The sequence below is a fragment of the Rheinheimera sp. genome (assembly GCF_037442345.1).
Taxonomy (GTDB): domain Bacteria; phylum Pseudomonadota; class Gammaproteobacteria; order Enterobacterales; family Alteromonadaceae; genus Pararheinheimera.
Genome location: NZ_JBBIQL010000005.1, coordinates 135669 through 161310, shown reverse-complemented (window position 1 = coordinate 161310; position 25642 = coordinate 135669). Strand labels below are relative to the sequence as shown.

Annotated in this window: 25 protein-coding genes; 13 read left to right on the top strand and 12 right to left on the bottom strand. The window is 53.2% G+C overall.

The annotated features are described in order from the left end of the window. The first annotated feature begins 8 nt into the window (after positions 1-8). Together asd and WKJ04_RS04475 are read left to right on the top strand one after the other, a co-directional pair. Positions 9-875 (top strand): archaetidylserine decarboxylase, encoded by an 867-nt coding sequence (asd, locus tag WKJ04_RS04480; RefSeq protein WP_337879298.1) that lies wholly within the window; start codon positions 9-11, stop codon positions 873-875. A 72-nt stretch (positions 876-947) separates the two neighbouring features. Further along, entirely contained in the window at positions 948-1646 is a 699-nt protein-coding gene (locus WKJ04_RS04475) for a glycerophosphodiester phosphodiesterase family protein (RefSeq protein ID WP_337879297.1), read from the top strand. On the opposite strand, the gene WKJ04_RS04470 is transcribed toward WKJ04_RS04475, so the two are convergent. Then, positions 1643-2029, bottom strand: coding sequence for a MerC domain-containing protein (locus WKJ04_RS04470; protein ID WP_337879296.1), 387 nt, complete (start codon positions 2027-2029; stop codon positions 1643-1645). The genes WKJ04_RS04475 and WKJ04_RS04470 overlap by 4 nt on opposite strands. Before the next feature lie 122 nt (positions 2030-2151). On the opposite strand from WKJ04_RS04470, the gene priC reads away from it, so the two are divergent. Both priC and WKJ04_RS04460 read left to right on the top strand, forming a co-directional pair. Beyond that, complete coding sequence (gene priC / locus WKJ04_RS04465) at positions 2152-2457, top strand: primosomal replication protein PriC (RefSeq protein ID WP_337879295.1); 306 nt, start codon at positions 2152-2154, stop codon at positions 2455-2457. A gap of 55 nt (positions 2458-2512) precedes the next feature. Then, complete coding sequence (locus WKJ04_RS04460) at positions 2513-2788, top strand: hypothetical protein (RefSeq protein ID WP_337879294.1); 276 nt, start codon at positions 2513-2515, stop codon at positions 2786-2788. Here the strand turns inward: WKJ04_RS04460 and WKJ04_RS04455 are convergent. Together WKJ04_RS04455 and typA are read right to left on the bottom strand one after the other, a co-directional pair. Beyond that, complete coding sequence (locus WKJ04_RS04455) at positions 2775-3302, bottom strand: DUF3016 domain-containing protein (RefSeq protein ID WP_337879293.1); 528 nt, start codon at positions 3300-3302, stop codon at positions 2775-2777. The genes WKJ04_RS04460 and WKJ04_RS04455 overlap by 14 nt on opposite strands. A 217-nt stretch (positions 3303-3519) precedes the next feature. Then, on the bottom strand, positions 3520-5358 hold the full coding sequence (gene typA / locus WKJ04_RS04450; RefSeq protein WP_337879292.1) for a translational GTPase TypA: 1839 nt from the start codon (positions 5356-5358) through the stop codon (positions 3520-3522). Positions 5359-5779: 421 nt separating this feature from the next. On the opposite strand from typA, the gene glnA reads away from it, so the two are divergent. From glnA to glnG, 4 genes are all read left to right on the top strand, one after another. Next, entirely contained in the window at positions 5780-7189 is a 1410-nt protein-coding gene (glnA, locus tag WKJ04_RS04445; protein WP_337879291.1) for a glutamate--ammonia ligase, read from the top strand. Positions 7190-7313: 124 nt separating this feature from the next. Further along, entirely contained in the window at positions 7314-7820 is a 507-nt protein-coding gene (locus tag WKJ04_RS04440) for a DUF4124 domain-containing protein (RefSeq protein WP_337879290.1), read from the top strand. Positions 7821-7906: 86 nt separating this feature from the next. Then, positions 7907-8959, top strand: coding sequence for a nitrogen regulation protein NR(II) (gene glnL / locus WKJ04_RS04435; protein WP_337842334.1), 1053 nt, complete (start codon positions 7907-7909; stop codon positions 8957-8959). Beyond that, on the top strand, positions 8955-10370 hold the full coding sequence (gene glnG / locus WKJ04_RS04430) for a nitrogen regulation protein NR(I) (protein ID WP_337879315.1): 1416 nt from the start codon (positions 8955-8957) through the stop codon (positions 10368-10370). Before glnL ends, glnG begins: the two co-directional genes overlap by 5 nt. A gap of 19 nt (positions 10371-10389) precedes the next feature. Here glnG and WKJ04_RS04425 read toward each other — a convergent pair whose 3' ends face one another. The 4 genes from WKJ04_RS04425 to WKJ04_RS04410 form a co-directional block, all read right to left on the bottom strand. After that, complete coding sequence (locus WKJ04_RS04425; protein ID WP_337879289.1) at positions 10390-11085, bottom strand: hypothetical protein; 696 nt, start codon at positions 11083-11085, stop codon at positions 10390-10392. 121 nt (positions 11086-11206) lie between these two features. Beyond that, on the bottom strand, positions 11207-12418 hold the full coding sequence (locus tag WKJ04_RS04420; RefSeq protein ID WP_337879288.1) for a Xaa-Pro peptidase family protein: 1212 nt from the start codon (positions 12416-12418) through the stop codon (positions 11207-11209). Positions 12419-12482: 64 nt separating this feature from the next. After that, entirely contained in the window at positions 12483-14180 is a 1698-nt protein-coding gene (locus tag WKJ04_RS04415; RefSeq protein ID WP_337879287.1) for a M1 family metallopeptidase, read from the bottom strand. Positions 14181-14360: 180 nt separating this feature from the next. Next, complete coding sequence (locus tag WKJ04_RS04410) at positions 14361-14789, bottom strand: Spy/CpxP family protein refolding chaperone (RefSeq protein ID WP_337879286.1); 429 nt, start codon at positions 14787-14789, stop codon at positions 14361-14363. Positions 14790-14924: 135 nt separating this feature from the next. Between WKJ04_RS04410 and WKJ04_RS04405 the strand changes: the two genes are divergently transcribed. From WKJ04_RS04405 to WKJ04_RS04395, 3 genes are read left to right on the top strand one after another with little or no spacing between them, the layout of a single operon-like run. After that, the gene (locus WKJ04_RS04405; RefSeq protein ID WP_337842949.1) at positions 14925-15623 is read left to right on the top strand and encodes a response regulator transcription factor; all 699 of its coding nucleotides are present in this window, start codon (positions 14925-14927) and stop codon (positions 15621-15623) included. After that, positions 15620-16972, top strand: coding sequence for an ATP-binding protein (locus WKJ04_RS04400; RefSeq protein WP_337879285.1), 1353 nt, complete (start codon positions 15620-15622; stop codon positions 16970-16972). Before WKJ04_RS04405 ends, WKJ04_RS04400 begins: the two co-directional genes overlap by 4 nt. 5 nt (positions 16973-16977) lie before the next feature. Continuing rightward, entirely contained in the window at positions 16978-17946 is a 969-nt protein-coding gene (locus WKJ04_RS04395) for an alpha/beta fold hydrolase (RefSeq protein ID WP_337879284.1), read from the top strand. Here the strand turns inward: WKJ04_RS04395 and WKJ04_RS04390 are convergent. After that, a complete protein-coding gene (locus WKJ04_RS04390; protein ID WP_337879283.1) occupies positions 17920-18807 on the bottom strand; it encodes a cation diffusion facilitator family transporter in 888 nt (295 codons plus the stop codon). The genes WKJ04_RS04395 and WKJ04_RS04390 overlap by 27 nt on opposite strands. A gap of 82 nt (positions 18808-18889) precedes the next feature. On the opposite strand from WKJ04_RS04390, the gene trmL reads away from it, so the two are divergent. Together trmL and WKJ04_RS04380 are read left to right on the top strand one after the other, a co-directional pair. Beyond that, on the top strand, positions 18890-19354 hold the full coding sequence (gene trmL, locus WKJ04_RS04385; protein WP_337842945.1) for a tRNA (uridine(34)/cytosine(34)/5-carboxymethylaminomethyluridine(34)-2'-O)-methyltransferase TrmL: 465 nt from the start codon (positions 18890-18892) through the stop codon (positions 19352-19354). Between the two features lie 101 nt (positions 19355-19455). Next, positions 19456-23289 (top strand): EAL domain-containing protein, encoded by a 3834-nt coding sequence (locus WKJ04_RS04380; RefSeq protein ID WP_337879282.1) that lies wholly within the window; start codon positions 19456-19458, stop codon positions 23287-23289. Positions 23290-23307: 18 nt separating this feature from the next. Here WKJ04_RS04380 and gpsA read toward each other — a convergent pair whose 3' ends face one another. From gpsA to WKJ04_RS04360, 4 genes are read right to left on the bottom strand one after another with little or no spacing between them, the layout of a single operon-like run. Then, on the bottom strand, positions 23308-24306 hold the full coding sequence (gpsA, locus tag WKJ04_RS04375) for an NAD(P)H-dependent glycerol-3-phosphate dehydrogenase (protein WP_337842943.1): 999 nt from the start codon (positions 24304-24306) through the stop codon (positions 23308-23310). Next, entirely contained in the window at positions 24307-24795 is a 489-nt protein-coding gene (gene secB / locus WKJ04_RS04370) for a protein-export chaperone SecB (RefSeq protein WP_337879281.1), read from the bottom strand. Positions 24796-24823: 28 nt separating this feature from the next. Beyond that, positions 24824-25081 (bottom strand): glutaredoxin 3, encoded by a 258-nt coding sequence (gene grxC, locus WKJ04_RS04365; protein ID WP_337879280.1) that lies wholly within the window; start codon positions 25079-25081, stop codon positions 24824-24826. 10 nt (positions 25082-25091) lie between these two features. After that, entirely contained in the window at positions 25092-25520 is a 429-nt protein-coding gene (locus tag WKJ04_RS04360) for a rhodanese-like domain-containing protein (RefSeq protein WP_337842940.1), read from the bottom strand. Positions 25521-25642: the final 122 nt, after the last annotated feature.

The window sequence follows — 25642 nt, the reverse complement described above, 5'->3', positions numbered from 1 at the left end:
TCCCTGCCATGGATAAACTGAAAATTGCCCTGCAATACATTCTGCCTAAGCATTTAATTTCCCGTCTGGTTGGCTGTCTGGCCGCTGCAAGGCTGGGTTTTATCAGCCATGCACTGATCAGCCTCTTTATCAAAGCCTTTAAAATTAATATGGCGGAAGCCCAGTTTGAAAAGGCGTCGGACTACAGCAATTTCAACGAGTTTTTCACCCGTCCACTGAAAGAAGGCGTGCGGCCGCTCAACCAGGACCCGGCCATAGTGACTCACCCGGTCGATGGTGCTATCAGCCAGTTAGGCGCTATTGTCGATGGCAAACTGATCCAGGCAAAAAACCACAACTATTCGCTGCAGGCATTATTGGGTGGCGACGCCGCTACAGCTGCACCTTTTGCCGGTGGCGAATTTGCCTGCATTTACCTGGCACCAAAAGACTACCACCGTATTCATATGCCGGTAGCCGGTACCTTGCGTGAAATGATTTATGTGCCGGGCGACTTATTTTCGGTGAACCCACTGACCGCTGAAAACGTGCCTGATTTGTTTGCCCGTAACGAACGTGTGGTGACCATTTTTGATACTGAATTAGGCCCTATGGCGCTGGTGCTGGTTGGTGCCACTATTGTCGCCAGCATCGAAACTGTCTGGGCTGGCACAGTGACACCTCCGGCGGGTAAAGATGTATTCCGCTGGACTTATCCGGCAAGCGGTTCTCAGGCCATTGTGCTGGAAAAAGGTGCCGAAATGGGCCGTTTTAAGCTGGGCTCCACTGTGATCCTGGCGTTCCCGGCCGGACAGGTCGAGTTTTTACCTAACCAATACCCGACCAGCGTTACCCGTATGGGTGAAGCCTTTGCACGGATTTGCAAAAGCAGCTAATACTGCAGTTGCTCCTTTATTCAGTAAAAAGAGCGGCGGCTGAGCCGCTCTTTGTTTAACAGGTATCACTGGATGAAAATTATTGCCCACCGAGGGTACAGCGGCCTTTACCCGGAAAACACCCTGCTGGCAATCCGCAAAGCACTGGACGCCGGTTGTGATGGTATCGAAATCGACCTGTACCGGGTGGAAGATACACTGGTCGTGATCCATGATGCCGATGTCAGCCGCACCACCAATGGCACAGGTCTGATTAACAACTTCAATTTGCAGCAACTGCAGCTGCTGGATGCAGGGCAAGGTCAAAGGGTTCCAACCCTGATGCAGGTATTGCAGCTGGTGAATAACCAGTGCCTGTTGAATATTGAGTTAAAGGGCGCAGACACCGCCGACTTATTACTGCAGGAATTGGCTACAGCTGAACAGCAACTCGGAACCCGGCCTGAGCTGCTGCTTATCTCTTCCTTTAATCACCATCTGTTGCGTTTTCTCCATCAACACAGACCAGAGCTCAAGCTGGGCGCGCTGACCGCCAGTCTGCCGCTGGACTACGCCGCTTTTGCCAGCCAGTTGGCGGCATTCTCAGTGCATTGTGATCAAGATTTTATTGACGAAAGGCTGGTACAAGACGCCCATCAACGTGGACTGCAGGTGTGGGTGTATACAGTGAATTCAGCAGTTCGGGCAAGACAGCTGCATCAACTCGGCGTGGATGCCATCTTTTGTAATTATCCTTTGGAAGCAAAAAACTGGCTGAGTGCCGCAGATTAATGGCTGTCGCAACTGTGGCAATGATTACAGAGCCGCAGGTTCAATACATGTGCCAGAATCACAAAAGCCGCCCCCACAATCAGAATGGCATGTTCATAATCATGGCCAAACACGTCTTTGTGCCAATAAATAAAACCCCCTAAAAACAACGAATAAAACGGATAAAGCTTTTTATGATAACGGTGGAAACCTGCAAGAATGGTGATAAAGCCCAGCACCATAGAGGCCAGCAGGATCACCCGCTCCATCGCATGATTATGCCAGGCAGTTAAGCCTAACAGCGGTAATACAGGCAACAACACCGGCAGCATAATGCAGTGAATAGCGCACAAGGAGGTAATGGCAATGCCTGCTTTGTCGAGCGTATTTCGCAAAAAATCCACAGCCTCTGACTCCAGCCAGTTAAAAGGGCCGTTATGGTATAACAACTCAGAAAAAACTCAAGACATTGCTGGGGAGCTTCGCCACCTTGTGGCAAAATGACGCAAATTTTCCGAGGTGCGTTATGGATCAATTACTGGAACAACTGGATCAAAACTTAAAAGAACTGTACCGCAAAGCATTGGACGCCGATGCAGTGCTGGACCAACTGCAACAACAAGGCCATGCCAAACATCAGCGCATTTTCAGTGAGGAGCTGTTTCTCACCCAAAGCAACAGATTTATGCCTTATCTGAGTGAAACCGCTGAACAGATAGCTGCAATGCGCCAGACCCAACAATTTAATACCGCCACTTTGCAACGGGTGGTCCAAGAGTTACAGCACCTGCACAAGACCCTGGCTGAGTTTAAATCTGTAATAACCAGCTAAAAATCTGACAACTCTCAGGCTGTGCACTAGTCTAACAGGCATAAGGAGGTGACTTATGACTGAATTGACAAGCACAAGCCTGATCGTCAATCAGCCTGCCGAATTTGGCCTGGCCAGCAGTCGCCTGCCCCCTATTCAGCAAGCCAGCACCCCCCTGCTCAGACAGACACAATTGCAAAACACAGCCCCACAAGTGCCTGAGGCTCCTGCTCAGGCACCCGAAACTGATTTTATCCGGGTCAGCAGTACTATTGGCAAAGCAGCTTCCAGCGGCCGGTTAAGCCGCGAAGAAGCTGTGGATATCTACCGGGAGATTGCTAGCCTGCTGTAGAGGAACTGGCGGTTGCCGCCGCAAAAGCAGGTTCAAATTTATCTTTAAACCAACGTTCCAGCATTTCGCGTTCATAAGACAGTGCCTGGCTCCGGTTCAGATGACTGCGGCTCATAAAGGCCATATCCCGCAGTTTCAGCTCTTCGGACAGCACCACCTTTTGTTGACTGTCCAGTAGCTCATAACTGAAGTTAATGCGTGGAGAAAAGATCTCTTTGATCACACGAATATCCTGGCCTGTCTGGGTGAACATGTAATTAACGTCTCCCGCCAGATCAATGTCAGTGACTTTTACTTTCCATAAATAACCTTCGGGTAATTTGGCCGCCAGATCGGCAAAAATCTTATCAAAACCTGCCAGCGTTCTTTTTTCAAAGGACCCTTTAGGTTCGTTCGATGGTTTAATATCGGTAAACTTTTTCTGATCGACGTACTCCACTTTAATGTCGGCAGCCTGCGCAGCAGTTGCCAGACAAAACACCATGCCAATCAGAGCAAAATTCAGTTTACGCATCATCTACCTCCGGTTTTCAATACGCTGCAGCACTCAAGTCGCTGCGTTCGTTGCGGCTAGCTGTACTATAGACCAGCAGCAGGCGGAAACTGAAGTGAAGATTTGTGCCCTCTGGTGTGATTCTGTAATAGCATGCTGACATTCCCTGACACTGCGCAACCAGTACCACCATAAAAAAAGCCAGCGTCTGGCGCTGGCTTTTTAATCAACTTACCAATTACTCACCGGCAGCACGGCTGGCACGCTTACGGTCGTTTTCAGTTAAATGACGTTTACGGATACGGATAGACAAAGGAGTCACTTCCACCAGTTCGTCATCATCGATAAACTCCAGCGCCTGCTCCAGGGTGTAGCGGATTGGTGGTACCAGGTTGATCGCTTCATCGGTACCAGAGGCACGCACGTTAGTTAATTGCTTACCTTTCAGGCAGTTTACCGTTAAGTCGTTGCTGCGGCTGTGAATACCAATCACCTGACCTTCGTACACTTCGTCGGCATGACCGATAAACATACGACCACGTTCCTGCAGAGAGAAAATCGCATAACCAGCCGCTTTACCCATCGCATTGGAAATCAGTACGCCGTTATTACGCAGACCAATGGTGCCGCCTTTGTATGGGCCATAGTGGTCGAAGCTGTTGTACATCAGGCCTGTCCCTGAAGTCAGTGTCATAAATTCAGTACGGAAACCAATCAGACCACGGCTTGGCATCTGGAAATCCATCCGGATCCGGCCTTTGCCGTCCGGCTGCATATTGGTCATTTCAGCTTTACGCTCGCCCATTTTCTCCATGATAGAGCCCTGGTGCTGCTCTTCCACGTCGATGGTGACGTTTTCCATTGGTTCCATTTTCTCGCCGTCGATCACTTTCATGATCACTTCAGGACGAGACACGGCCAGTTCAAACCCTTCACGGCGCATGTTTTCAATCAGAACACCCAAGTGCAGCTCACCACGGCCTGACACTTTGAATTTGTCACCGTCTTCCGTTTCTTCAACACGCAGCGCCACGTTGTGTTTCAGCTCGTGTTGCAGACGCTCCAGAATTTGACGTGAAGTGACGAACTTACCTTCCTTCCCGGCAAAAGGAGAGGTATTCACCTGGAAGGTCATGGTCACTGTTGGTTCATCGACCTGCAGAGCTGGCAGCGGTTCTAATTTCGTCGGGGCACAGATGGTGTCAGAAATTTTCAGTTCACCCAGACCTGTGAAAGCCACGATATCGCCCGCACTGGCTTCAGACGCTTCAATACGCTCCAGACCTAAATAACCAAACACCTGGCCTACTTTGCCGTTACGTTTGCTGCCGTCGGCACCAATAATGGTCACTTGCTGGTTAGGTTTTAAGGTACCACGTTTGATGCGGCCAATACCGATGATGCCCAGATAGCTGGAGTAGTCCAGCTGAGAAACCTGCAGCTGAGTTTCGCCGTCCAGTTCAACCTGGGGTGGCGCAACATGTTTTACGATGGCGTCAAACAGATCGTTAATGTCTGTTTTTGGCTCGTTGTAATCCAGCGATGCCCAGCCATTAATAGCGGACGCGTAAACGATAGGGAAATCTAACTGCTCGTCGGTGGCCCCCAGGTTGTCAAACAGGTCAAATACCTGATCAATAACCCAATCAGGGCGAGCACCCGGACGGTCAATTTTATTCACGACAACAATAGGTTTTAAACCGTGCGCGAAGGCTTTTTGTGTCACGAAACGGGTTTGAGGCATAGGGCCTTCAACCGCGTCCACCAGCAGCAATACAGAGTCAGCCATCGACAGTACACGCTCTACCTCACCACCGAAATCGGCGTGGCCTGGGGTATCCAGAATGTTGATATGGTAGCCATTCCAGCGCACTGAAGTGTTTTTCGCCAGGATGGTAATACCACGCTCAGATTCCTGGGCGTTGGAGTCCATCATACGTTCCTGCAGCTTGGCGCGGGCATCGAAGGTGCCTGACTGTTGCAGTAACTTGTCAACCAGGGTGGTTTTACCATGGTCAACGTGAGCAATAATGGCGATATTACGCAGTTTTTCGATAGCTGAAGCGGTTCCGCTCATCTGTATTTCCTCTGTGGCGCTAGCTGACCATAACCTGACCACTAGGCATTTGACTAAAAGTTGTCCGAATTCAAGGGCGCGTATTCTACTCTTTTTTTCAGCAGAAAGAAAAAAATCCTGCATAAAAGCACAGCCCCAAAAAATCCCCGCCGAATTTCAACACGCCAATGCGACAAGCAGATGAAATCAGCTATGGTTAGCGCTGCACCAGGATGGCACTTATGCACCAAAATAAGGCAACATCGCACCACTTTGACGCTAACACTCAGGTGCCGCACTAAGCATTTTTTAAAAAAACCATGAAAATCATTATGTTTTATCATTGGCATGCTATTAGCATTAAAGTGCGCAACGCTATGGCTGATGCCAGCAACAAAAAAAGTGGCCGCAAGGCCAGTCAACAGACAAACCGGAGGAATGCATGTCTGCTTCTACAGTTATCAGTTTCATGAAAGAGAATGACGTTAAGTTCGTTGATTTACGCTTCACCGATACCAAAGGTAAAGAGCAGCACGTGACTATTCCTGCCAGCCAAATCAATGAAGATTTCTTCGAAGACGGCAAAATGTTTGACGGTTCTTCTATCGCCGGTTGGAAAGGTATCAACGACTCTGACATGATCCTGATGCCTCAGGCTGACACTATGGTGCTGGACCCGTTTTCAGAAGAAACCACGGTGAACATCACCTGTGACGTGATCGAACCAAGCACTATGCAAGGTTACGAGCGTTGCCCGCGTTCTATCGCGAAACGCGCTGAAGAGTACCTGAAATCTACCGGTATTGCAGACACTGTGCTGTTTGGCCCAGAGCCAGAGTGGTTCATGTTTGACGACGTACGTTTCAAAAACACCATGGGCACAGCGTTCTTTGCTATCGATTCAGCTGAAGCGGCCTGGAACTCAGACAAAGTCTATGAAGGCGGCAACAAAGCGCACCGTCCAGGCGTGAAAGGCGGTTACTTCCCGGTACCACCAGTCGACCAACACCACGACATCCGTAGCGCCATGTGTGTGGTGCTGGAAGAAATGGGCCAGGTGGTTGAAGCGCACCACCACGAAGTGGCCACTGCTGGTCAGAATGAAATTGCCACCCGCTTTAATTCACTGACCAAAAAAGCCGACGAAATTCAGATCCTGAAGTACGTGGTTCACAACGTAGCGAACCTGTATGGCAAGACTGTGACCTTTATGCCAAAACCAATGGTTGGCGACAACGGTTCAGGCATGCACTGCCACCAGTCGTTAGCCAAAGACGGCGTGAACCTGTTTGCCGGTGATAAATACGCGGGTCTGTCTGAAACTGCGCTGTACTACATCGGCGGTATCATCAAACACGCCAAAGCGATCAACGCATTCACCAACCCAAGCACCAACTCGTACAAGCGTTTAGTGCCACACTTCGAAGCCCCTGTGATGCTGGCTTACTCAGCCCGTAACCGTTCTGCCTCTATCCGTATCCCGCTGGTACCAAGTGCAAAAGCACGTCGTATCGAAGTGCGTTTCCCGGATCCGGCTGCTAACCCGTACCTGGCCTTCGTTGCTCAGTTAATGGCCGGTCTGGATGGTATCCAGAACAAGATCCACCCAGGCGATGCGATGGACAAAGACTTGTACGATCTGCCTCCAGAAGAAGAAGCACTGATCCCTCAGGTCTGTGGTTCTCTGGACGAAGCTCTGGATGCTCTGGACGCCAGCCGCGCTATCTTCACCAAAGGCGGCGTAATGTCAGACGCGATGATCGATGCTTACATCGAGATGAAACGCGCTGAAGCCAAACGTGTTTCTGTGGCTGTACACCCACTGGAATACGAGCTGTACTACAGCGTTTAATCATTTCTACTGAAGAAAACCCGCGCCTGTCGCGGGTTTTTTTATTTCAGCGACCAGACTGCCGGGTTTGGCAAATCGTCAGCTGCAGGTTTAGAGTTAACACAACGATGCCTGAGGGTTGCTTATGCGTTTGCTGTTCATTCTGCTGCTCATCTGCCCGCCACTTGCCGCCCAGCAAGTGTATTTGTCCTATGCCAAAGACGGCACCCCCATTTATTCTGATCAGCCCTCTGCCGGTGCAACAACAGTTCAGCTGCATATCAGCCTGCCGACGCCGACTGTCACACCAGATTCAGCAGTACCCGGCAACATCATCAGCCCCGTCAAAACCGTGTTCCGTCTGCAGATCCTGCAGCCTGAGCAAGACCAGAACCTGCTGTCCAACTCGGGCGAACTTAAAGTGCAGACCCAGATTGAACCGGAGTTGCCGGCCGGTCATCAACTGCGCCTTTTGTTTGACCAAAACCAGCTCAGCCCGCCTCAACGCGCAACTGGATTTCTGATCCAGGGCATTGAACGTGGCGAACACAGCCTGCAACTGCAACAAATTGACCAAAACGGCAAGCTAATTGCAGAAAGTCCAGTCACACGCTTTTACCTGCGTAAAAGCTCACTATTTTCACCAAATTAGTGCAACACCCCTGACCACAAACCAAAGTTTCAGTAAACTGGGGTTAAAAAGCACCATTTTAGTGCATGACGTAAAAAGGCTTTGTAATGGAATGGACAGCGGCCAGTCTGACCGATCAACTCAGCACCGCCGTATTGGTGCTGGATACGCAATTGCAGGTGCAGTATTTCAATACCGCCTGTTGTGCCTTGTTTGGTATTGGCGAAAAAAAATTAAACCAACAGTACTTCCCGACCCTGTTTCAACACAGCGATCTGTCGACCAGCTTCTTCCTGACCGCTATTCAGAACCGGCAGGGTTTTGGCATCAGTGACGTACAGGCCGTGCTGCTCGATGGCCGCCATATGCTGCTGGATGTCACGGTCAATCTGATGGAACAACCCAGTCTGCTCTTGCTGCTGGAAATCCGTCAGGTCGACCAACAACGCAAAATCAGTCTGGAAAGCCTGCAACAGCATCAGCACCTGGCGGCGCGTGAACTGATCCGAGGCCTGGCGCATGAAATCAAAAACCCTTTGGGGGGCTTACGTGGCGCCGCCCAGTTGCTGGAAGAGTCGTTAAATGACGAGCAAAAGGAATACACTCAGCTGATTATTGCGCAGGCAGACCGGTTGCGGAACCTGGTGGACCGACTGCTTGGGCCCTATAAAGCGCCACAGAAGAAGCTGCAGAATGTGCATCAGGTGATTGAACAGGTGGTACAACTGACACAGATGGATAACCCGAATCAGGTGTTATTTATCCGCGATTACGACCCCAGCATTCCTGATTTCCAGTTCGACCCTGAACTGATAGAGCAAGCGTTGCTGAATATTGTCGGTAATGCCCAGCAAGTGCTGGATCAGGCTGGTGGCCAAATTACACTGCAAACCCGGGTGCTCAATCAGCACACTTTGCATGGCCGCCGTCATCGCCTGGTGGCCGCAGTCAAGGTGACGGACAACGGACCGGGCATTCCAGCTGAAATTAAAGACACCTTATTTTTTCCTATGGTCAGCGGCAAAGCCGGTGGCACAGGTTTAGGGCTATCCATAGCCCAAACCTTGATTCATCAGCATGGCGGCTGGATCGATTGTGAAAGCTGGCCAGGCCAAACTTCCTTTACTTTGTATCTGCCCCTCAATAACTCTGGAGATTAATATGCAACAAGTGGTCTGGATTATTGATGACGATAACTCGATCCGCTGGGTTCTGGAAAAAGCGCTGGCCCGCGCCGACATCGCTTGTGAAAGTTATGCTTCGGCGGATCTGATGCTGCAACGCCTGCAGTATGAACAGCCGACCGTGGTGGTGTCCGACATCCGGATGCCGGGTACAGATGGCATGGCGCTGCTGGGCAAGTTACAGGAATTAAGCCCTGAACTGCCGGTCATTATTATGACGGCTCATTCTGACCTCGACAGCGCGGTCAATGCCTTTAAAAAAGGCGCCTTTGAATACCTGCCGAAACCTTTTGATGTGAATGAAGCGGTCGCACTGATCCAGCGAGCATTGGAACATGCCAAAGCCAAACAACCCAAACATCAGCCGGTGCAACCGACTGAAGTGCCGGAAATCATTGGTGAAGCACCGGCGATGCAGGAAGTGTTTCGCGCCATTGGCCGTTTATCCCGCTCCAGCATCAGTGTGCTGATCAATGGCCAGTCTGGCACAGGCAAAGAGCTGGTGGCTCATGCGCTGCACAAGCACAGCCCACGTTCTGAGCAGCCTTTTATTGCGCTGAATATGGCGGCCATTCCGAAAGATCTGATTGAATCCGAACTCTTTGGCCATGAAAAAGGCGCCTTTACCGGTGCAGCCAACCAACGCAAAGGCCGCTTTGAACAGGCTGACGGCGGCACCTTATTCCTCGATGAAATTGGCGATATGCCGCTGGACGTGCAAACCCGCTTGTTACGCGTGTTGTCGGACGGCCAGTTTTACCGGGTTGGCGGTCATCAGGGCATCAGTGTTGATGTGCGTATTATTGCCGCCACCCACCAGAATCTGGAGCAACTGGTGGCCGAAGGCAAATTCCGCGAAGACTTGTTTCACCGCCTCAACGTGATCCGCATTCATATTCCGGCGTTAAAAGACCGGCGTCAGGATATCCCTAAACTGGCCCAGCATTTTCTGCGTCAGGCCGCCCGTGAGCTGAATGTGGAAGCCAAGAGTCTCGCCACAGACACCGAAAAATTTATTGCTTCACTGGACTGGCCCGGCAATGTGCGCCAGCTGGAAAACATCTGCCGTTGGCTGACGGTGATGGCCAGCGGTAAACAGGTACTGATGTCAGACTTGCCACCTGAGTTGACTCAGGCGCCAAAAATTGTACACAGCACGGCCGGTGGCACTGCTCAGAGCTGGCAAGACGCGCTGGCCAGTTGGGTACGTGACAAACTGCAGGCCGGTGAAGAAAATATTCTGGCCGAAGCCAGCCCTGAGTTCGAAAAGATTGTGCTGAAGCAGGCGCTGCATTTTACCCATGGCCATAAGCAGGATGCTGCCCGGCGTTTGGGCTGGGGCCGCAATACCCTGACCCGTAAGCTGAAAGAACTGGATATGGAATAAGGGGACAAAGCGGAGAGGTTTAAAACCTCTCCAGTGCCAGTTCAATCCGCTGGTAGTACAGCTGGGTCAGGCCTTCATAACCCGAATCTGTGCCCAGAAAAACCCAGACTGCCCCACTGGCATCTGTGTACAGAGGTAAACGCTCTGAGGTGGTGGTCTGAATGGTTTTTTCGGCAAAACGGCTGCCGTCGCACAACGCGTCTTTAGCCGCCACATGTCCTACGACCACTGCCTGACTGCCGCCCTGCGACTGTTGACCTTTGTCTGCATTCAGGTAATAACCTTCTTGCTTAGGTTCGGATTGGTGATAGCCCAACTTCATGTAGACGCTTTCGCCTGGCGCCCCACCAACACCCACACAGTTTTCACCGGCATTGGATAAAAAGCTGACCCTCAGCCGCAGGTAGTATTTGCTGGAGGGTTCCAGCCCGGTCAGGCGCTGTTTCAGAAACATAAACAGATCATCGCTGCGGTTCATGCCCGACAGCAAATAACCAGTGCCACTGAAACCCGCAGGCAGAGTCCGGATACCGGACTCCAGCTGATAACTGGCTGAATTGTCTGCCGGGTAGTCGGAAAAACCGGCAGTCCAGCCAGAGGCCCCCTGGCGGAAATCGTAGTTATAGCCTTTGCCGTCGCCGCTGAGCAGCTCAACCTCGCAGGCACTTAACAGCACGGCGGCTGCGGTAAGACTTAATACGTTGAATCGATTCATGGCTGCTTTTTACTCCAAAGAGTCTGATAACAGAGAGTCTCTATTGTAAAAAGCAGCAGGCCCAGTCCTGTGACCATTTGTAATGCTTCAGTATGAATACGTCACTGACCTGTGACTACACTCAATCGCCAAATGGCTGTTCAATGCTGTGGGCCGGTTCAGTAAACCAGCGCGGGCCCTGCGCTGTCATATAGAAATGGTCCTCCAGACGCACACCAAAATGGCCCGGCAGACAAATCATCGGCTCATTGCTGAAACACATGCCTTCGGCCAGCAACGTCTGTTCCCCCCGCACCAGGTATGGCCCTTCATGAATATCGCGGCCAATGCCATGACCTGTCCGGTGCGGCAAGCCGGGTAACTGGTAGTCCGGCCCCAGACCATGCGCCATCAGCACCTCACGGGCCGCATAGTCGGGCTGTTCACAGGGAGCGCCCAGCTGAGCAGCCGCAAAAGCGGCGGCCTGCGCCTCTTTCTCAATAGCCCAGATACGGCGCTGTTCTGCAGACGGCTCGCCAAACACATAACTGCGGGTGATGTCCGACACATACCCCAATAAACGACAGCCCGTATCTATCAGTACCATGTCGCCCTGTTCGAGGTTTTTGGGTGTTTTGACCCCGTGCGGATAGGCTGAATCCGCGCCGAATAACACAATGCAGAAATAGGAACCGCTGGCACCAACCGCCTGGTGCGCCTTGTCGATAAAGGCTTCGACCTCAGCCGTGCTGATACCGGGGCGCAGAATGCTGGCCGCTGCTTTCTGCACCTCCAGTGTCATAGCCATTGCCCGTTGCATAATGGCCAGTTCAGCCGCCGATTTCTGCGCGCGGCAGCCTTGTGTCACGGCTTCACCACTCAGGATCTGCCAGTCCGGCACCTGCTGACGTAAACCTTCAAAAATGAAAAAGCTGCTGCTGTCATCCAGTGCCAGTACCGGCTGCTGCAGGCCGGTTAAAGCGCGGGCTTGCTGCACCAGCAACTGGTATGGATTTGCATGTTCATGCCAGCCCGCAATAGCCGCTTTCACCTGCTGATAGCCTTCTAAGGTCGGCACTTCAAAGACCGGGCTGATATATACCAGTTGCCCCGTTGCCGACAATAAAGCCCCGACCAGGCGCTCACTGGCATACCAGTCGGTGCCGGTAAAATAACTTAAATTCGTCCCTGCATTCAGATACAGCAGGTCGATACCCTGTTGCTGCATCAACTGACAGGCTTTGCTGAGACGCTGTTGGTACTCAGCCACACCTATTGGCGCCACTCCCTGAGTCATGCCCCTTAAACGGGCTAACGCGTCCGTCTGGCTGACGCCTCCTATGCCTTTTATCATTGGTTACTCCGGTAGTGTCGGCAGACAGGGCCTGTTCCCATTGATCCGGTCTGCCATGAAACAGTTAAACTTTTGTGCTGATTTTGCTGTTGGCTTGAAGGTCACAGCGGCCAATCAGCGGTAATTGGCGCAGGATCAACATCTGCGGATCTAACTGCAGCTGGCTGTCGCCAGGAAGCCAGACATCCCCTTTACTGAAATCCAGCCACTGCGGCTCACCATTGACCAAAGCAGGCACCGGCATCGGGAATGGCAAATCAGCCGGCACTTTCCAGTGAAGATGGATCTGGCCATCGTGCAGTTGCTGCACCAGTTCAGGCAATTCAGCCTGATACAGATAGACATCAAACAACCACTGGTAATTTTTGCCGGTCAGGCGGTTCACAATGGCAATAAAGTCTTCTGTGGTTTTGTAGGACGGTGCAATAGGATAAGCCAGTGTTGCTGTGTCGGCTGTCCCATAGAGCAGCTCACGGCTGGCTTGCCAGAACAGCTCGTCGCCAATCAAAGCCCGCAGCGTATGCAGTACCCAGCCGCCTTTGCCATAAATATCCGAATTAAACGCCTGCTCCGAGGTGACAACGCCCGTGCGCACCACAGGATCGCAGTTTTTCAGCCCAAGATAAGCTTTGTACATCTGGTAGCGGTACGCCGCTTCCCCCAGCTTATCCAGCGCATAAGCCGGTTGCATATACAAACCAAAGCCTTCATGCAACCAGGCATGATTCAGGGTTTTATGGGTCAGCAAATTACCAAACCATTCGTGCGCCAGCTCATGTTGCGCCAGCCAGTCATAACCGTTCGGGTCCAGGCTGTAGCCTTTGCCATAGGCATTGATGGTCTGGTGTTCCATGCCCAGATGCGGCGTTTCGACAAAACCAATTTTTTCCCGGCCCCATGGGTACGGCCCCAGTGTTTTTTCATACCACTGGATCTGGCCTTGCAAATCGTCCAGCCAAAGCTTGCGGGCCGCTTCTTTGTGTTGTGGCAAAGCCCAGAACTCCACCGGAATAGTGCTGCCGTTAATGCCCTGATAACTGAAACGCTCCAGCACATAAGGGCCAATATTCAGCGCAATATTGTAATCGCTGGCAGGAACAGACAATAACCAGTCAAATTCGGTGCGGCCATCCTCCAATGTGCGCTGATGTTGCAATACCCCATTGGTGGCGGCGGCCAAACCATTTGGCACTCTTAAGGTGATCCGCATCGAATCGGCTTTATCGCCAAAATGGTCTTTACAGGGCCAGAATAAATCACAACCTTCGCCTTGCACTGCGGTCGCTATCCAGGGGTCACCTGCAGGGGTTTTCGCCCAGACAAAACCACCAGACCAGGGGGCTTTCAGGGCAATATGGGGCTGTCCCTGATAAAACACCTGCACTTTGACCTGCTGACCTGCTTTGTAAAGCCCGGGCAATGCAATAGTCAGCAGGCCACCATCACGCTGGTAACTGGCCTGTTGGCCTGCCACCTCAATACGGTTGATCTGAAACCTGCTGTCAAGTTTCAGTTCCACACTCTGGCTGTCGGCCAGCAGTTCAAACCAGGTGGTACCACTGCCGCTGATGAATTTGTGCTGTGGGTCAATGTCCAAATCCAGTGCGTAACGGCGCACATCAGTGGCCAGAGCAACAACAGACAGAGGCTGCCCTGTATCGCCAATTTTTGGGTCCAAAGGGGCGGGGCTCTGGCAGCCAGCCAATAAAGCGACTGCCGCAGACCTCATCAGACTGATGCGACACCAAGGAAAGTGTTTCACGATAAACCTGCATTTTTTTATTTTCTGTGGGCCGCCGATCATGACAAGAGCCCGTCGCAAGTGCCAGAGCGGAACACTGTGTTCTGTCCGACCTCAGCCCCCGTTAATCGCGTTTGTTTTATAACGGAAAAAGGCGCTGAGGTCAGCGCCTTTTGGCATCACATCAATTGTGGCTTCAGATTATCCCTGCAGACGTGACTCCCGTTTCTGTTCCCGCTCAGCCAGTTTGGCTTTTTGCTCTGCAGTCAGCAGTTGATAAATGTCATGCTGCAGACGGGCACGGCTGATCTCCGCTTCCAACCTTTGCTTTTGCTGACTTTCCAGCTCAGCCCGCACAGCCGCTTCATCGAAGTTTTCTGCCTGGATCAGCGTTTTTAATTGCTGATGCTGAGCTTTCATATCGGCTTTGGCTGGCATGCTGGCCCGATGTTGTTCCATCAGGGTTTTCACCTGGGCTTTTTGAGCCTCGGTCAGGTCCAGTCCTTTCAGTTGCATCACAGGTCCAGCCAGAGGGCCATGATGACCACGGTCTTGCCCTGCGGTGGCAGTCAGGCTGGTTGCAGCAACTAAGGTACTGAATAATAATGCGGTCAGGGTTTTAGCTTTCATCGTCAATCTCCTGTGTTGGGACCATTACAGCTTACCCAACCCAATGCAAAGCAGCGCAAAGCCAAAGTAAAGATTGAGTAAAGCCCTGCAAGCAATTCTGTCCGGCTTTTACAATGGCGAAAAACAGGAGGCGCAATGACCGCAATATTAATGATTGATGATGATCAGGCACTGACTCAGCTGGTCGCCGAATACCTGCAACCTGAAGGTTACCAGTTTACCGCTGTGCATGAAGGTATCACAGGCCTGGAGCGGGCCAGAAGCAATGAGTTTCAGTTGATCCTGCTTGATATTATGCTGCCGGGTCTCGATGGCCTCAGCCTGCTGCGTCAGTTGCGCCAGCACAGCTATTGCCCGGTATTGATGCTGACTGCCCGCGGAGATGAAATTGACAGGGTACTGGGGCTGGAGCTGGGCGCCGATGATTACCTGGCCAAGCCCTTCAGCCCACGGGAGCTGGTTGCCCGTATCAAAGCCATTTTGCGTCGGGTCGAGCTGCTGCAACAACAGCAGCAAAGCCAGCCCGCCACTCTGACCGTTAACCAACTTACGCTGGACAGTGCCCGCCGGCAAATCAGCGTAGCCCAACAGGCGCTGACCCTGACCGCTACCGAATACCAGATCCTGGAAATACTGATGCGCCATGCCGGCGAAGTGGTCAGCAAAGAAGACTTAAGTCAGCTGGCGTTAGGCAAACGTCTGCAAATCTACGACCGCAGCCTGGATATGCATATCAGCAATATCCGTAAAAAAATTGCCCAGTACGACCCCGGCGAAAAGATTCAGACTTTACGTGGCCTGGGCTATTTATTGCTGCAGGAAAGCCCGGCATGAACTGGCAGCGTTTTCATCCGTTTAATTACCTGGCAGGCCGGATTTTCCTCTGGTTCTGGCTGGTACTGTCGGTAGCGGTCGCCGGCACCATGCTGCTGACTGAAAACTGGTTGTCCCAGACGGAGCTGCACAGACCGCCACAACATCTGGCCGAGCCGATGCGTCAAATCAGCCGTCAGCAACCGGCCTTTGCCAGTCAGGCCGAGCTGCAACGTTTTCTGAAGCGCCAGTTTGATGGGGTCTGGTTGCTGGTCCGGCTCAGTGACACTCAGGTGCTGAACCGGGGCGCGATACCACCCAAACTGGATCCCAGCTGGATCACTGAACTTGCTCAGTTGCAGCGCCCCCGTTTATTGACGCACAGAAACTACCTGCTGCTGGGGCCGGCCCTCGTGAGACTGGGAGACGAGCCTGTCGCAGCCTTTCAGTTGCGACAAAAGCCAGAGCGCCCCTGGTGGCATCTGGCCGCCTTACCCGAAGAACTCCTGGTGCCCTTTTTACTGGCGGTCTCGGCGATCGCCAGTCTGATCCTGGCATTCTCCATTACCCGGCCTTTACGTGAGCTGAGCCAAAGCCATCTGGACTTTGCCCGGGGCCAGCTGCAAAGCAGGGTCTCACACCTGGCCGCCCGCCAGGACGAACTGGGTGCTGTAGGCCGCGGTTTTAATACCATGGCGCAGCAGATTGAGGCACTGATTGAAAACCAGCAGCGCCTGCTCAGGGACGTGTCCCATGAACTGCGTTCGCCATTAACCCGCTCTCAACTGGCGCTGGCCTTGCAACAACGGCAACAGGACAGCCCTGCGCTGCAGCGCATCGAACAGGAACTGCAGCTGCTGGATCAGTTACTGGATGAATTACTGACCTTCAGCCGGCTGGACACAGGCCAGTACCCGCTGGATAAACAGCCACTGGATTTAGTCGAACTGCTGCAGGCGATCCTGGAGTTGAACCAGCTGGAAGCCGACAACAAACACCAGCAACTGCTGTTGGAGGCACCACAGCAGGCCCTGTACAGTGCCGACCAGCGCCTGATTGGCCGCGCCATTGAAAACGTGGTGCGTAATGCGATCAAATACAGTCCGCCCGACAGCACAATCCGTCTGCAACTGCAGCACGCTCCACAGGGCTGGACACTAAGCATTTGTGATCAGGGCCCAGGCGTGCCCGCCGACCAGCTGCAGCAGATATTTGCGCCTTTCTTTCGGGTATCACAGGTACGGGAACATCATCAGGGCACAGGGCTGGGGTTGGCTATTGCAGCTCAGGCCATGCGTCAGCATCAGGGGGCGATCAGTGCCAGCCTGACCGACCAGGGTGGTTTGTGTGTCCGCTTTGACTTCAGGTAACACAGATGCCCTGGCTATTGAACGCACATTTTTCTGAACAAAACTTGCTGCAGCGCCAGCCAGAGCTTTTGCAGTTCTGGCAGCAGGGCAATCACCAGCAGTTTGCCGCCCAGGACGGAGTGATGCTGGCCTGCAGTCAGTTTATTCAGCCTGCTGCCCGTGCTGACCTGCTGATTTGCCCTGGCCGGATTGAAGCCGCAGAAAAGTACATGGAAAGCTGTTTTGACCTGTACCAGGCCGGTTTTAACCTGCATCTGCTGGACCACAGGGGCCAGGGTCGTTCGATGCGGCTTTGTGCCGACAGCCAGCTTGGTTATGTCAGTCACTTTACTGACTATGTGCAGGATTTACGGCTTTTTATCGACAGCAAAGTCCGGCCTGTGGCACAAGGCCCGTTACTAGCGCTGGGGCATTCCATGGGCTCTGCCATTTTATGCCGTTATCTGCAAAGCACTGCAGCACATGGCATTAGCGCCGTGGTGTTTTGTTCACCTATGTTTGGCCTGGTGACCAAGCCGCTGCCTGAACCTCTGGCCCTGACATTGGCCCGGCTGATCCGCTGGTGGCAACAGACCCCTGATTATTTCCCCGGTCAACAACAGTACCGCATCATTCCCTTTAACGAAAATCATCTGTGCCAAAGCCAGGGCCGTTATCAGTGGTTTCGCGAATTGTATGAACAGGATCCGCCACTGAAACTGGGCGGGGTCTCCAGCCACTGGCTGGTGCAGGCATTGCTGGCTTGCCGGCAAATCCAGCAGGCTCCGCCGCTGGACATACCTGCGCTGCTGTTGCAGGCGGGTGCAGATGATGTGGTGGATAACCGGGCGCAGCTGCGTTTCGCTTCGGCTCAGCCAACCCTGCGGCTGCACCGGATTGACCATGCCAGGCATGAGCTTTTTCTGGAAACTGATGCCATCCGGCTGCAGCTGTATCAGCAGTTGCAGCTATTCTGGCAGCAGCTGGGCATCTGAGCGCGGTTCCGGATGGATCATCACTTCCGCACCGGCATACCGTGCTTTGAGCTGCAGTTCCACAGCATCCACAATTTGATGCGCCTGTTTTAGGGTCCAGTGATCGTCCAGCACCAGCACACATTGAATAAACACTTTGGGGCCTGCTCTGCGGGTACGTAACTGCTGACAGGCCAGCACATCGGGCTGCGCCAGCACCAACTGTTCAATTTGCCGCAATTCTTCTGCCGGCAACTGTTCATCCAGCAAATGCTGCAGGCTTTCCCTGGCAAGTTGCGCGGCACTGTATAACAGATAACAGGCAATCAGGGCCGCTATCAGCCAGTCTGCCCAGACCCAGCCCCGCCAGACCAGCGCCAGAGCCAGCAACACAGCGGCATTCATCAGCAAATCACTGCGGTAATGCATGGCATCAGACTTGACTGCCAGAGAGCCGGTACGACGCACAATCCAGTGCTGAACCAACACCAACAACAACGTCAGCAGCATACAACATAACGTAATCAGCATGCCCCAGCCGGGTTGCTGGGGCATGTTCTGGCCCTGGGCACCGGCCAGCGCCTGCAACAACAGCAACAAGGCCGCTCCGGTTAAAAAAGCAGCCTGCAACAAGGCCATCACTGCTTCTGCTTTGCCATGCCCAAAACTGTGGTTGTCGTCAGCCGGGCGCAGCGCATAACGCAACACCGCGAAATTCAACAGGGATATCAGCAAATCCAGCGCCGCATCGGTAAAAGACGCCAACATGGCGCTGGAATCGGTCAGCATCACAGCCACCAGCTTCAGCAGCAAAATCACTGACGCCGTTGCCAGTGTCAGATAGCCTGAGCGTTTGACCCACAACGGATAGTCAGCCTGCATAAGATCCTCCAGGTCGCAGATAGGCACCAGAAACGAAAATTGCTACACTCAGCGGCCTTTCGATGGCCATCTGGAGTCTTTGATGCTTGATATTGTGTTGTACGAGCCTGAAATTCCCCCTAACACCGGCAACATTATCCGGCTTTGTGCCAATACAGGCTACAGGCTGCATCTGATCGAACCTTTGGGTTTTGCCTGGGACGATAAACGGATCCGCCGGGCTGGTCTGGACTACCACGAATTTGCCACTGTGCAACGTCATGCCCACTATCAGGCCTTTCTGGATAAAGTGCAACCCAAACGCCTGTTTGCCTGCACCACCAAAGGCCAGCGCCATCATTCAGACGTCCTTTATCAGCAAGGGGATGTGCTGATGTTTGGTCCTGAAAGCCGGGGCTTGCCGGCCGAAGTCCGGCAGAGCCTGCCGCAGGAACACTGGTTAAGAATACCTATGGCTCCGGACAGCCGTTCGATGAACCTGTCCAATGCGGTCTCGGTTTTTGTCTACGAATCCTGGCGACAGCTTGGGTACGCGGGCTCCGTCTGAGCCGAAGGCAGTGGTTTGCCAGCCCGGACCACTTATAGCTATAGTGTGCGCTCAGCATTCTGATTTTTAGTTGTTTTTTTGAGCCTGGGAAAAAGAAGCCTATGTCAGTCTGGATGAAAGTCTGCCTCTGCTGTGTATGGATGCTGAGCCTGCAGGTTCAGGCTTACATCACGATACAACCCATGGTGCAGGCCAGAGACAACCAGCACTTGCGTGCCCAATTGTTCAGTCAGGACAAAGATGGTTATTTATGGTGGACCACCAGCAGCCACGTGCACCAGTTTGACGGCCATCTGCAGCACAGCGTGGCACTGCCTGCCACACTGCAGCAACCATTCAGCGCCTTTAGCCAGGCCGGTACCGACTTACTCTGGCTGGCGAGCAAAGAAAGTCTGTGGCAGTTCCGCCCTTCAGACAGCAGTTTTCAGCAGATTTGGCAGGCAGACCACGCCATTTTGCAGATCTGGGCCACCAGCCAATCCCGGTTGATCCTGACCAGCCACAGTCTGTGGTCCTGGCCAGACGGACAGGCAGAACCCAGCCTGCTGTGGCAGAATCCACCCGATGCGTCTCCCTGGCAGCAGGCAAGTTTCGCCCAGGAGTCCGTTTGGCTCTGGAATCAGGAAGGTTTGCAGCAGTTTTCATTGTCGAGCCAAAGCTGGCAACGAGTTGCTTTGCCTTTTCAGGGTATGCCTTTGCTGCAGGCAGGAACGGATCAACAGCTCTGGCTACTCAGTCCGCAGAAATCATTGTATCTGTGGCAGCAGGGCCAGTTACAGCCCATTGCCGTCAATGACAGCTTTCCTGCCAGTCAGTTGCAGTTGGACAGTCTGGGGCAACTCTGGTTATTGCAACCGAACCGGCTCAGCCTGTACCAGCCTCATCAGCGGCAATGGCAACATCAGGCCCTGCAAAAAAACTGGTCGGGGCTTTTTGCCGACCGGCACCAGAATTTATGGTTAAGTGACCCGGCGGGTACTATTGCACTGGTCAGCCAAAGCACATTGCAGGTCACAGCCGACCCAGAACTGCAGCTCCCTGCGGCGGCACCGCTCTCCTGGCAGCAGGGTCAGCTGCATGGTGCCGGGCACAGCTGGCCCGCTCCGGCACAAGCCGGGCAGGCAGAGCAAGCGGGCATCCTGCAGCACAAGCCTTGGTTTTTCGTCAATCAGCAGCTGTGGCTGAATACAGCCGGGCAGGAGCATTGGCTGACTCTGCCACAGCGCATTCGCGCCTTACAGCCCGGCTCTGGCACCTTGTGGTTTGTCGACGATAAAGGACTCTGGTCCTTACACCACAGCAATGAACCGCCTGAACTGCTGCATCAGAATGCCGGCTGGCAATTGCTGAGCCTGGATCAGAACCGGCTATGGCTGGCAGGTCAGGAGCAACTCTACCTTTATGATGTATCGGACGGCCAGCTCAGCCGTTGGGCGGTGGATTGTGGCATGCAAACCTGCCCTTCTCTGACACCATTGCTGGCAATGCGCGCACAGGGGCAGCAAGTCGAGCTGCTGCTCCCCGGCAAAGTGCTGCGATTCACCCCTGACGCGACAGAACAGCGGTTGCGACTGCAGCACACACTGGCTGTTCCGCTGCAAAGCAATCAATTTTGGTCTGAACAAGGCCAGCTATGGCTGCTCAGCCAGAACAGACTGCACTTGTTTTCTGCCGATGGTCAGTACAACCTGGGCTGGCTGCTGAATGAAGGGGAGTATTTTACCTCGGCTCCCTGGCGGGATCCGCTTGGTGGGCTGAAACTTCGCACCAATCTTGCCAGCTACCGTATTGAAGCGAGCACCACCGATCACCAGCTGCCAATAAACCCGCTGCGACTGCAACTGATGGCCGATGCAGGGCAACGATTACAGCGCAGTGCCGACGAACTGCGGCTGGACAGCAAAGGCAGCAGCAGCCGCTGGCAGCTCAGCCATTACCCAACCGCTGGCAGACAATGGCAATACTTTCGCTATCAGTTGGACCAACAGGCCAGCCGGCTGCTCGATTACCCGACACAACAATTTGTACTCGATATGCCGGCTTCTGGTCTGTACCAACTGAATCTGCAAGCCAGCGCCGACGGCATCCACTGGCAACAGGCCGCTCACTATCAGCTGCGACTGCAGCGGTATCTGAACCTGCCGACCATCTGGCTGGGACTGCTGTTGTTGTGCTCTGCACTCACCCTGGGGTTTGTGTTATGGCGGGTGCGGCGTTATCAGCAGCATCTGGCCAGTACCAATGAGCAGCAATTGCTGATTGGTTCCTTGTTTAACAATACGCAAGATGCTGTCTGGCTGGCCAATGCGGACCTGCAAATCCAAAAAGTAAATCAGGCATTCAGCCAAATCACCGGGTATTCACAAGCCGCTATGGAAGGCCAGGTGATGCCGCTTTATACGGCGCAGGGCCATCAGACTGAACTGGTGAAAACCATCCGGGAGCAGTTGCAGCAGTTTCAGTTCTGGCGGGGCGAAGTCTGGAGTCAAAAAGCCAATGGCGACCGTATCGCCGTTTCTTTGGCTGTGACCCTGCTCTCCCCTGCAGGCCCGGACAGCAGTGAGTTGTATCTGGGGATTTTTTCCGATGTAACCAACCGCAAACTGAATGAAAAAGAACTGCGTAAACTCAGCACCCGCGACCCGTTAACTCAATTGCCAAACCGCTCCCTGTTTCTGGAGCATCTGGAGCGGGCCATTGTCAGCTGCAGCAGCCGTTTTCCGCAATTTGCCGTGCTGCTGCTGGATTTGGACAGATTTGCCAAAATCAATGACTCCCTCGGTCATCAGCAGGGCAATCAGTTGTTGCAGCTGGTGGCGGCACGGCTGCAACAGCAGTTGCCAGCCGGTTATATTCTGGCCAAAACCGGTATTGATGAGTTTGCCATTCTGGTGCCTTCACACTTTTACACTGAGCAGTTTGATGTGCTGCTGAACCGGCTGGCCAACCAGTTACTGCTGCAGGTGCGGGAACCGTTTCAGCTGGCTGACCTGCAGGTCACGCTGACTGCCAGCCTGGGTATTGCCGCCTACCCGGCCGATGGTGAGGCCAGCGACGCCTTGCTGCGCAGCGCCGACACCGCTCTGCACCATGCCAAACATATGGGACGGAACAACGCTCAGTTTTTTAACGATAAAATGCTGCAACGCACACCAGAGTACCTGGCGCTGGAAAGTGATTTGTGGCGCGGGCTGAATCAGCAGGAATTTCATGTGTTGTACCAGCCGAAGTACAACATCAGTCAAAACCAGATTGTGGGTTTCGAAGCCTTGTGCCGCTGGCAAAATGCGCAACGAGGCCTGGTCTCCCCTTCCGTTTTTATCCCTATTGCCGAAGAGAATGGCGTCATTATTCAGCTGGACCGCCTGGTGTTCAGTCAGGTCTGTGCCCAGATCCGTGTCTGGCAGCAGCAAGGCCTGATGCGGGGGCGCGTGGCGGTGAACCTGTCTGTGCAGCAGCTGCAACAAAAAGATTTACCTGACTTTTTGCGTCAGCAATTGCGGCTGCATGGTGTCGATGCACAGTACATTGAACTGGAGATCACTGAAACAGCCATGATGCGTGACGCCGAACATTGTTTGCAGATGATGCATCAGTTGAAAGCGCTGGGTTTCACCCTGGCGCTGGATGATTTTGGCACCGGCTACTCCTCTTTGGGCTACCTGAAACGTTTCCCAATCGACACCCTGAAAATAGACAGGGCCTTTGTCAAAGATATGGACAGCTCAGAACAGGACAGAAACATCACCTCTACCATTATCCGGCTGGCTGGGTATCTGAATATCGCGGTGGTCGCCGAGGGGGTCGAAACTGAGATGCAAGCCTACCTGCTGCATGTGATGGGTTGTGAAGTGGCACAAGGCTACTTGTTCAGTGCGCCAGCCAGTGCGGAGCAAATCAGCCTGGTGCTGCAAAAAGAAAACGCAGGGGCGTAGTTTACTGCGCCCCACCTGTTACTCGTCGCGTTTTTCGCGGCCAAGCAAATCCAGAGCCGCCAGTTTGGCATCTTTGCCCTGATACAACACCTGAAAGATTTGTTCAGTAATCGGCATTTCGACGCCTACCCGTGCCGCCAGGTTAAAGACTTCTTTGGCATTACGGTACCCTTCCACGACCTGACCTATCTGACTCATGGCCTGCTCAACCGACTTGCCTTCGCCCAGCAACAGACCAAAACGGCGGTTACGTGACTGATTGTCGGTGCAGGTCAGCACCAGATCACCCAAACCGGCCATGCCCATAAAGGTTTCTTTTTTGGCACCCAAAGCGCAGCCCAAACGGCACATTTCGGTCAGCCCCCGTGTGATCAAGGCTGTACGGGCATTGGCACCAAAGCCAATGCCGTCGGCCATACCGGCCCCTATAGCGATCACATTTTTGACCGCACCACCGAGCTGAACCCCGATAAAATCCGGGTTGGTATAGACCCTGAAGGTTTTGGTGCAGTGCAGCAGGTCAGACAGGGTTTTAATAAACTCAGGGTCAGTCGACGACAATGAAATGGCCGTCGGCAAACCTTTGGCCAGTTCTTTGGCAAAAGTCGGGCCCGATAACACAGCCAACGACACCTGCTCACCGAGAATTTCTTTCGCCACGTCCTGCAATAAACGACCGGTTTCTGGTTCCAGGCCTTTGGTGGCCCAGGCCACGCGGGCATCGGCTTGCAAATAAGGTTTAATCAGACGCAAGGTTTGCGCGAAAGCGTGGCTGGGTACCACCACTAAAATATCGCGGCAAGCACGGACAGTTTCAGCCAGATCAGCACTGACCTGCAGCGCTTCCGGCAATTGAATATCCGGCAGGTAACGCTGGTTGGTTCTGTCTTTGGCCATCTGCGCAATATCATCGGCATTGCGACCCCACAACAGGGTTGGATTGCCATTACGGGCCAGAGAAATAGCAAGGGCGGTCCCATACGAGCCCGCCCCCAATACAGCAATTGCCGCTTTCATTTACGAATGCGTCACTGCGCCCTGCTGGGCCTGTGCGTCTGCCTGACGTTTTTGCAGGTACTGGGCAAACAACGCGTCAAAGTTCACCGGCGACAGGTTCAGCTGAGGGAAAGTACCACGGTTCACCAGGCTGGCAACGGCTTCACGGGCATAAGGGAACAGAATGTTCGGGCAGAAGGACGCCAGCATGTGCGCCACCTGCACTTCTTCTTCCAGCGCTGGCAGGCTGAAAATACCGGCTTGCTGCACTTCGCAGAGAAACGCCACTTCGTCACCTAAACGGGCGGTCACTGTTAAGGACAGCACCACTTCAAAGCTGCCATCGTCCAGCTTCTCACTGCGGGTATCCAGGTCCAGTTGCACAGCAGGTTGCCATTCTTTACGGAAAATGGCCGGAGCCAGAGGCGCTTCAAACGACACATCTTTTACATAAATACGCTGAATGGCAAATTGCTCAGCGGCGACGCCGTTGGCTTGTTGTTCTGACATGATAAATCCTTATTTATTCTTAAATTTTTCAGGCGCTTAACAGCGCATCCAGACCACCTGCAGCGTCCAGCGCTACCAGGTCGTCACAACCACCAACGTGGCGGTCACCAATAAAAATTTGTGGCACTGTGGTTCGGCCGTTGGCCCGTTCAATCATTTCAGGCCGCCGTTCAGGCTGGCGGTCAATCTGAATTTCTTCAAACTGCACAGCTTTGCTGTTTAACAGCGACTTTGCGCGGACACAATAAGGACAATAGTCCTTAGTGTAAATAGTGACATGAGCCATCAGTACCTCGTTATTTCTTCACCAGCGGCAGGTTTGCCCCTGTCCAGCTATTCATGCCGCCCTGCAACACAAAGACCTGACTGAAGCCCTGTTTATTCAGGCTGGCCGCCACGCTTTGCGCCGACATGCCGGCCTGACATACCACAATAATGGGGTTGTCTTTCTGGTTTTCAAGGCCAGGTAAACCAGCAGCCTGCAGCTGGCTGGCCTGGATATTCCGGGCCCCTGTGATATGGCCTTTACGAAAATCAGCTTCAGCACGAATATCCAGTACAGTGGCGTCCTGCCGGTTCACCAGCATGGTCAGTTCAGTCGGGCTGATTTGTTTGATTTTAGAGGTTAAAGATTTCATCCAGCTGACAACCAGTGCCAGAAACAGCACGACCCAGGCCGCGGTCAGGTAGGGATGATTGGATAAAAAGTCGATGTATTGCTGCATAAGAAGCCATCTGATTAGCTGAAAATGGGCCCGAGTATACCCAGTTTCAGACCGGATTACAGCCCTGGTAGCCCTTGTGTACTATTCCAGCACTGTTTTCAGCAGTAAAACAGGGTAAGATA

Coding starts and splice junctions, on each gene's coding strand:
- asd (WP_337879298.1), top strand. CDS start 9: ATGGATAAACTGAAAATTGCCCTGCAATACATTCTGCCTAAGCATTTA.
- WKJ04_RS04475 (WP_337879297.1), top strand. CDS start 948: ATGAAAATTATTGCCCACCGAGGGTACAGCGGCCTTTACCCGGAAAAC.
- priC (WP_337879295.1), top strand. CDS start 2,152: ATGGATCAATTACTGGAACAACTGGATCAAAACTTAAAAGAACTGTAC.
- WKJ04_RS04460 (WP_337879294.1), top strand. CDS start 2,513: ATGACTGAATTGACAAGCACAAGCCTGATCGTCAATCAGCCTGCCGAA.
- WKJ04_RS04455 (WP_337879293.1), bottom strand. CDS start 3,302: ATGCGTAAACTGAATTTTGCTCTGATTGGCATGGTGTTTTGTCTGGCA.
- typA (WP_337879292.1), bottom strand. CDS start 5,358: ATGAGCGGAACCGCTTCAGCTATCGAAAAACTGCGTAATATCGCCATT.
- glnA (WP_337879291.1), top strand. CDS start 5,780: ATGTCTGCTTCTACAGTTATCAGTTTCATGAAAGAGAATGACGTTAAG.
- WKJ04_RS04440 (WP_337879290.1), top strand. CDS start 7,314: ATGCGTTTGCTGTTCATTCTGCTGCTCATCTGCCCGCCACTTGCCGCC.
- glnL (WP_337842334.1), top strand. CDS start 7,907: ATGGAATGGACAGCGGCCAGTCTGACCGATCAACTCAGCACCGCCGTA.
- WKJ04_RS04425 (WP_337879289.1), bottom strand. CDS start 11,085: ATGAATCGATTCAACGTATTAAGTCTTACCGCAGCCGCCGTGCTGTTA.
- WKJ04_RS04420 (WP_337879288.1), bottom strand. CDS start 12,418: ATGATAAAAGGCATAGGAGGCGTCAGCCAGACGGACGCGTTAGCCCGT.
- WKJ04_RS04410 (WP_337879286.1), bottom strand. CDS start 14,789: ATGAAAGCTAAAACCCTGACCGCATTATTATTCAGTACCTTAGTTGCT.
- WKJ04_RS04405 (WP_337842949.1), top strand. CDS start 14,925: ATGACCGCAATATTAATGATTGATGATGATCAGGCACTGACTCAGCTG.
- WKJ04_RS04400 (WP_337879285.1), top strand. CDS start 15,620: ATGAACTGGCAGCGTTTTCATCCGTTTAATTACCTGGCAGGCCGGATT.
- WKJ04_RS04395 (WP_337879284.1), top strand. CDS start 16,978: ATGCCCTGGCTATTGAACGCACATTTTTCTGAACAAAACTTGCTGCAG.
- WKJ04_RS04390 (WP_337879283.1), bottom strand. CDS start 18,807: ATGCAGGCTGACTATCCGTTGTGGGTCAAACGCTCAGGCTATCTGACA.
- trmL (WP_337842945.1), top strand. CDS start 18,890: ATGCTTGATATTGTGTTGTACGAGCCTGAAATTCCCCCTAACACCGGC.
- WKJ04_RS04380 (WP_337879282.1), top strand. CDS start 19,456: ATGTCAGTCTGGATGAAAGTCTGCCTCTGCTGTGTATGGATGCTGAGC.
- gpsA (WP_337842943.1), bottom strand. CDS start 24,306: ATGAAAGCGGCAATTGCTGTATTGGGGGCGGGCTCGTATGGGACCGCC.
- secB (WP_337879281.1), bottom strand. CDS start 24,795: ATGTCAGAACAACAAGCCAACGGCGTCGCCGCTGAGCAATTTGCCATT.
- grxC (WP_337879280.1), bottom strand. CDS start 25,081: ATGGCTCATGTCACTATTTACACTAAGGACTATTGTCCTTATTGTGTC.
- WKJ04_RS04360 (WP_337842940.1), bottom strand. CDS start 25,520: ATGCAGCAATACATCGACTTTTTATCCAATCATCCCTACCTGACCGCG.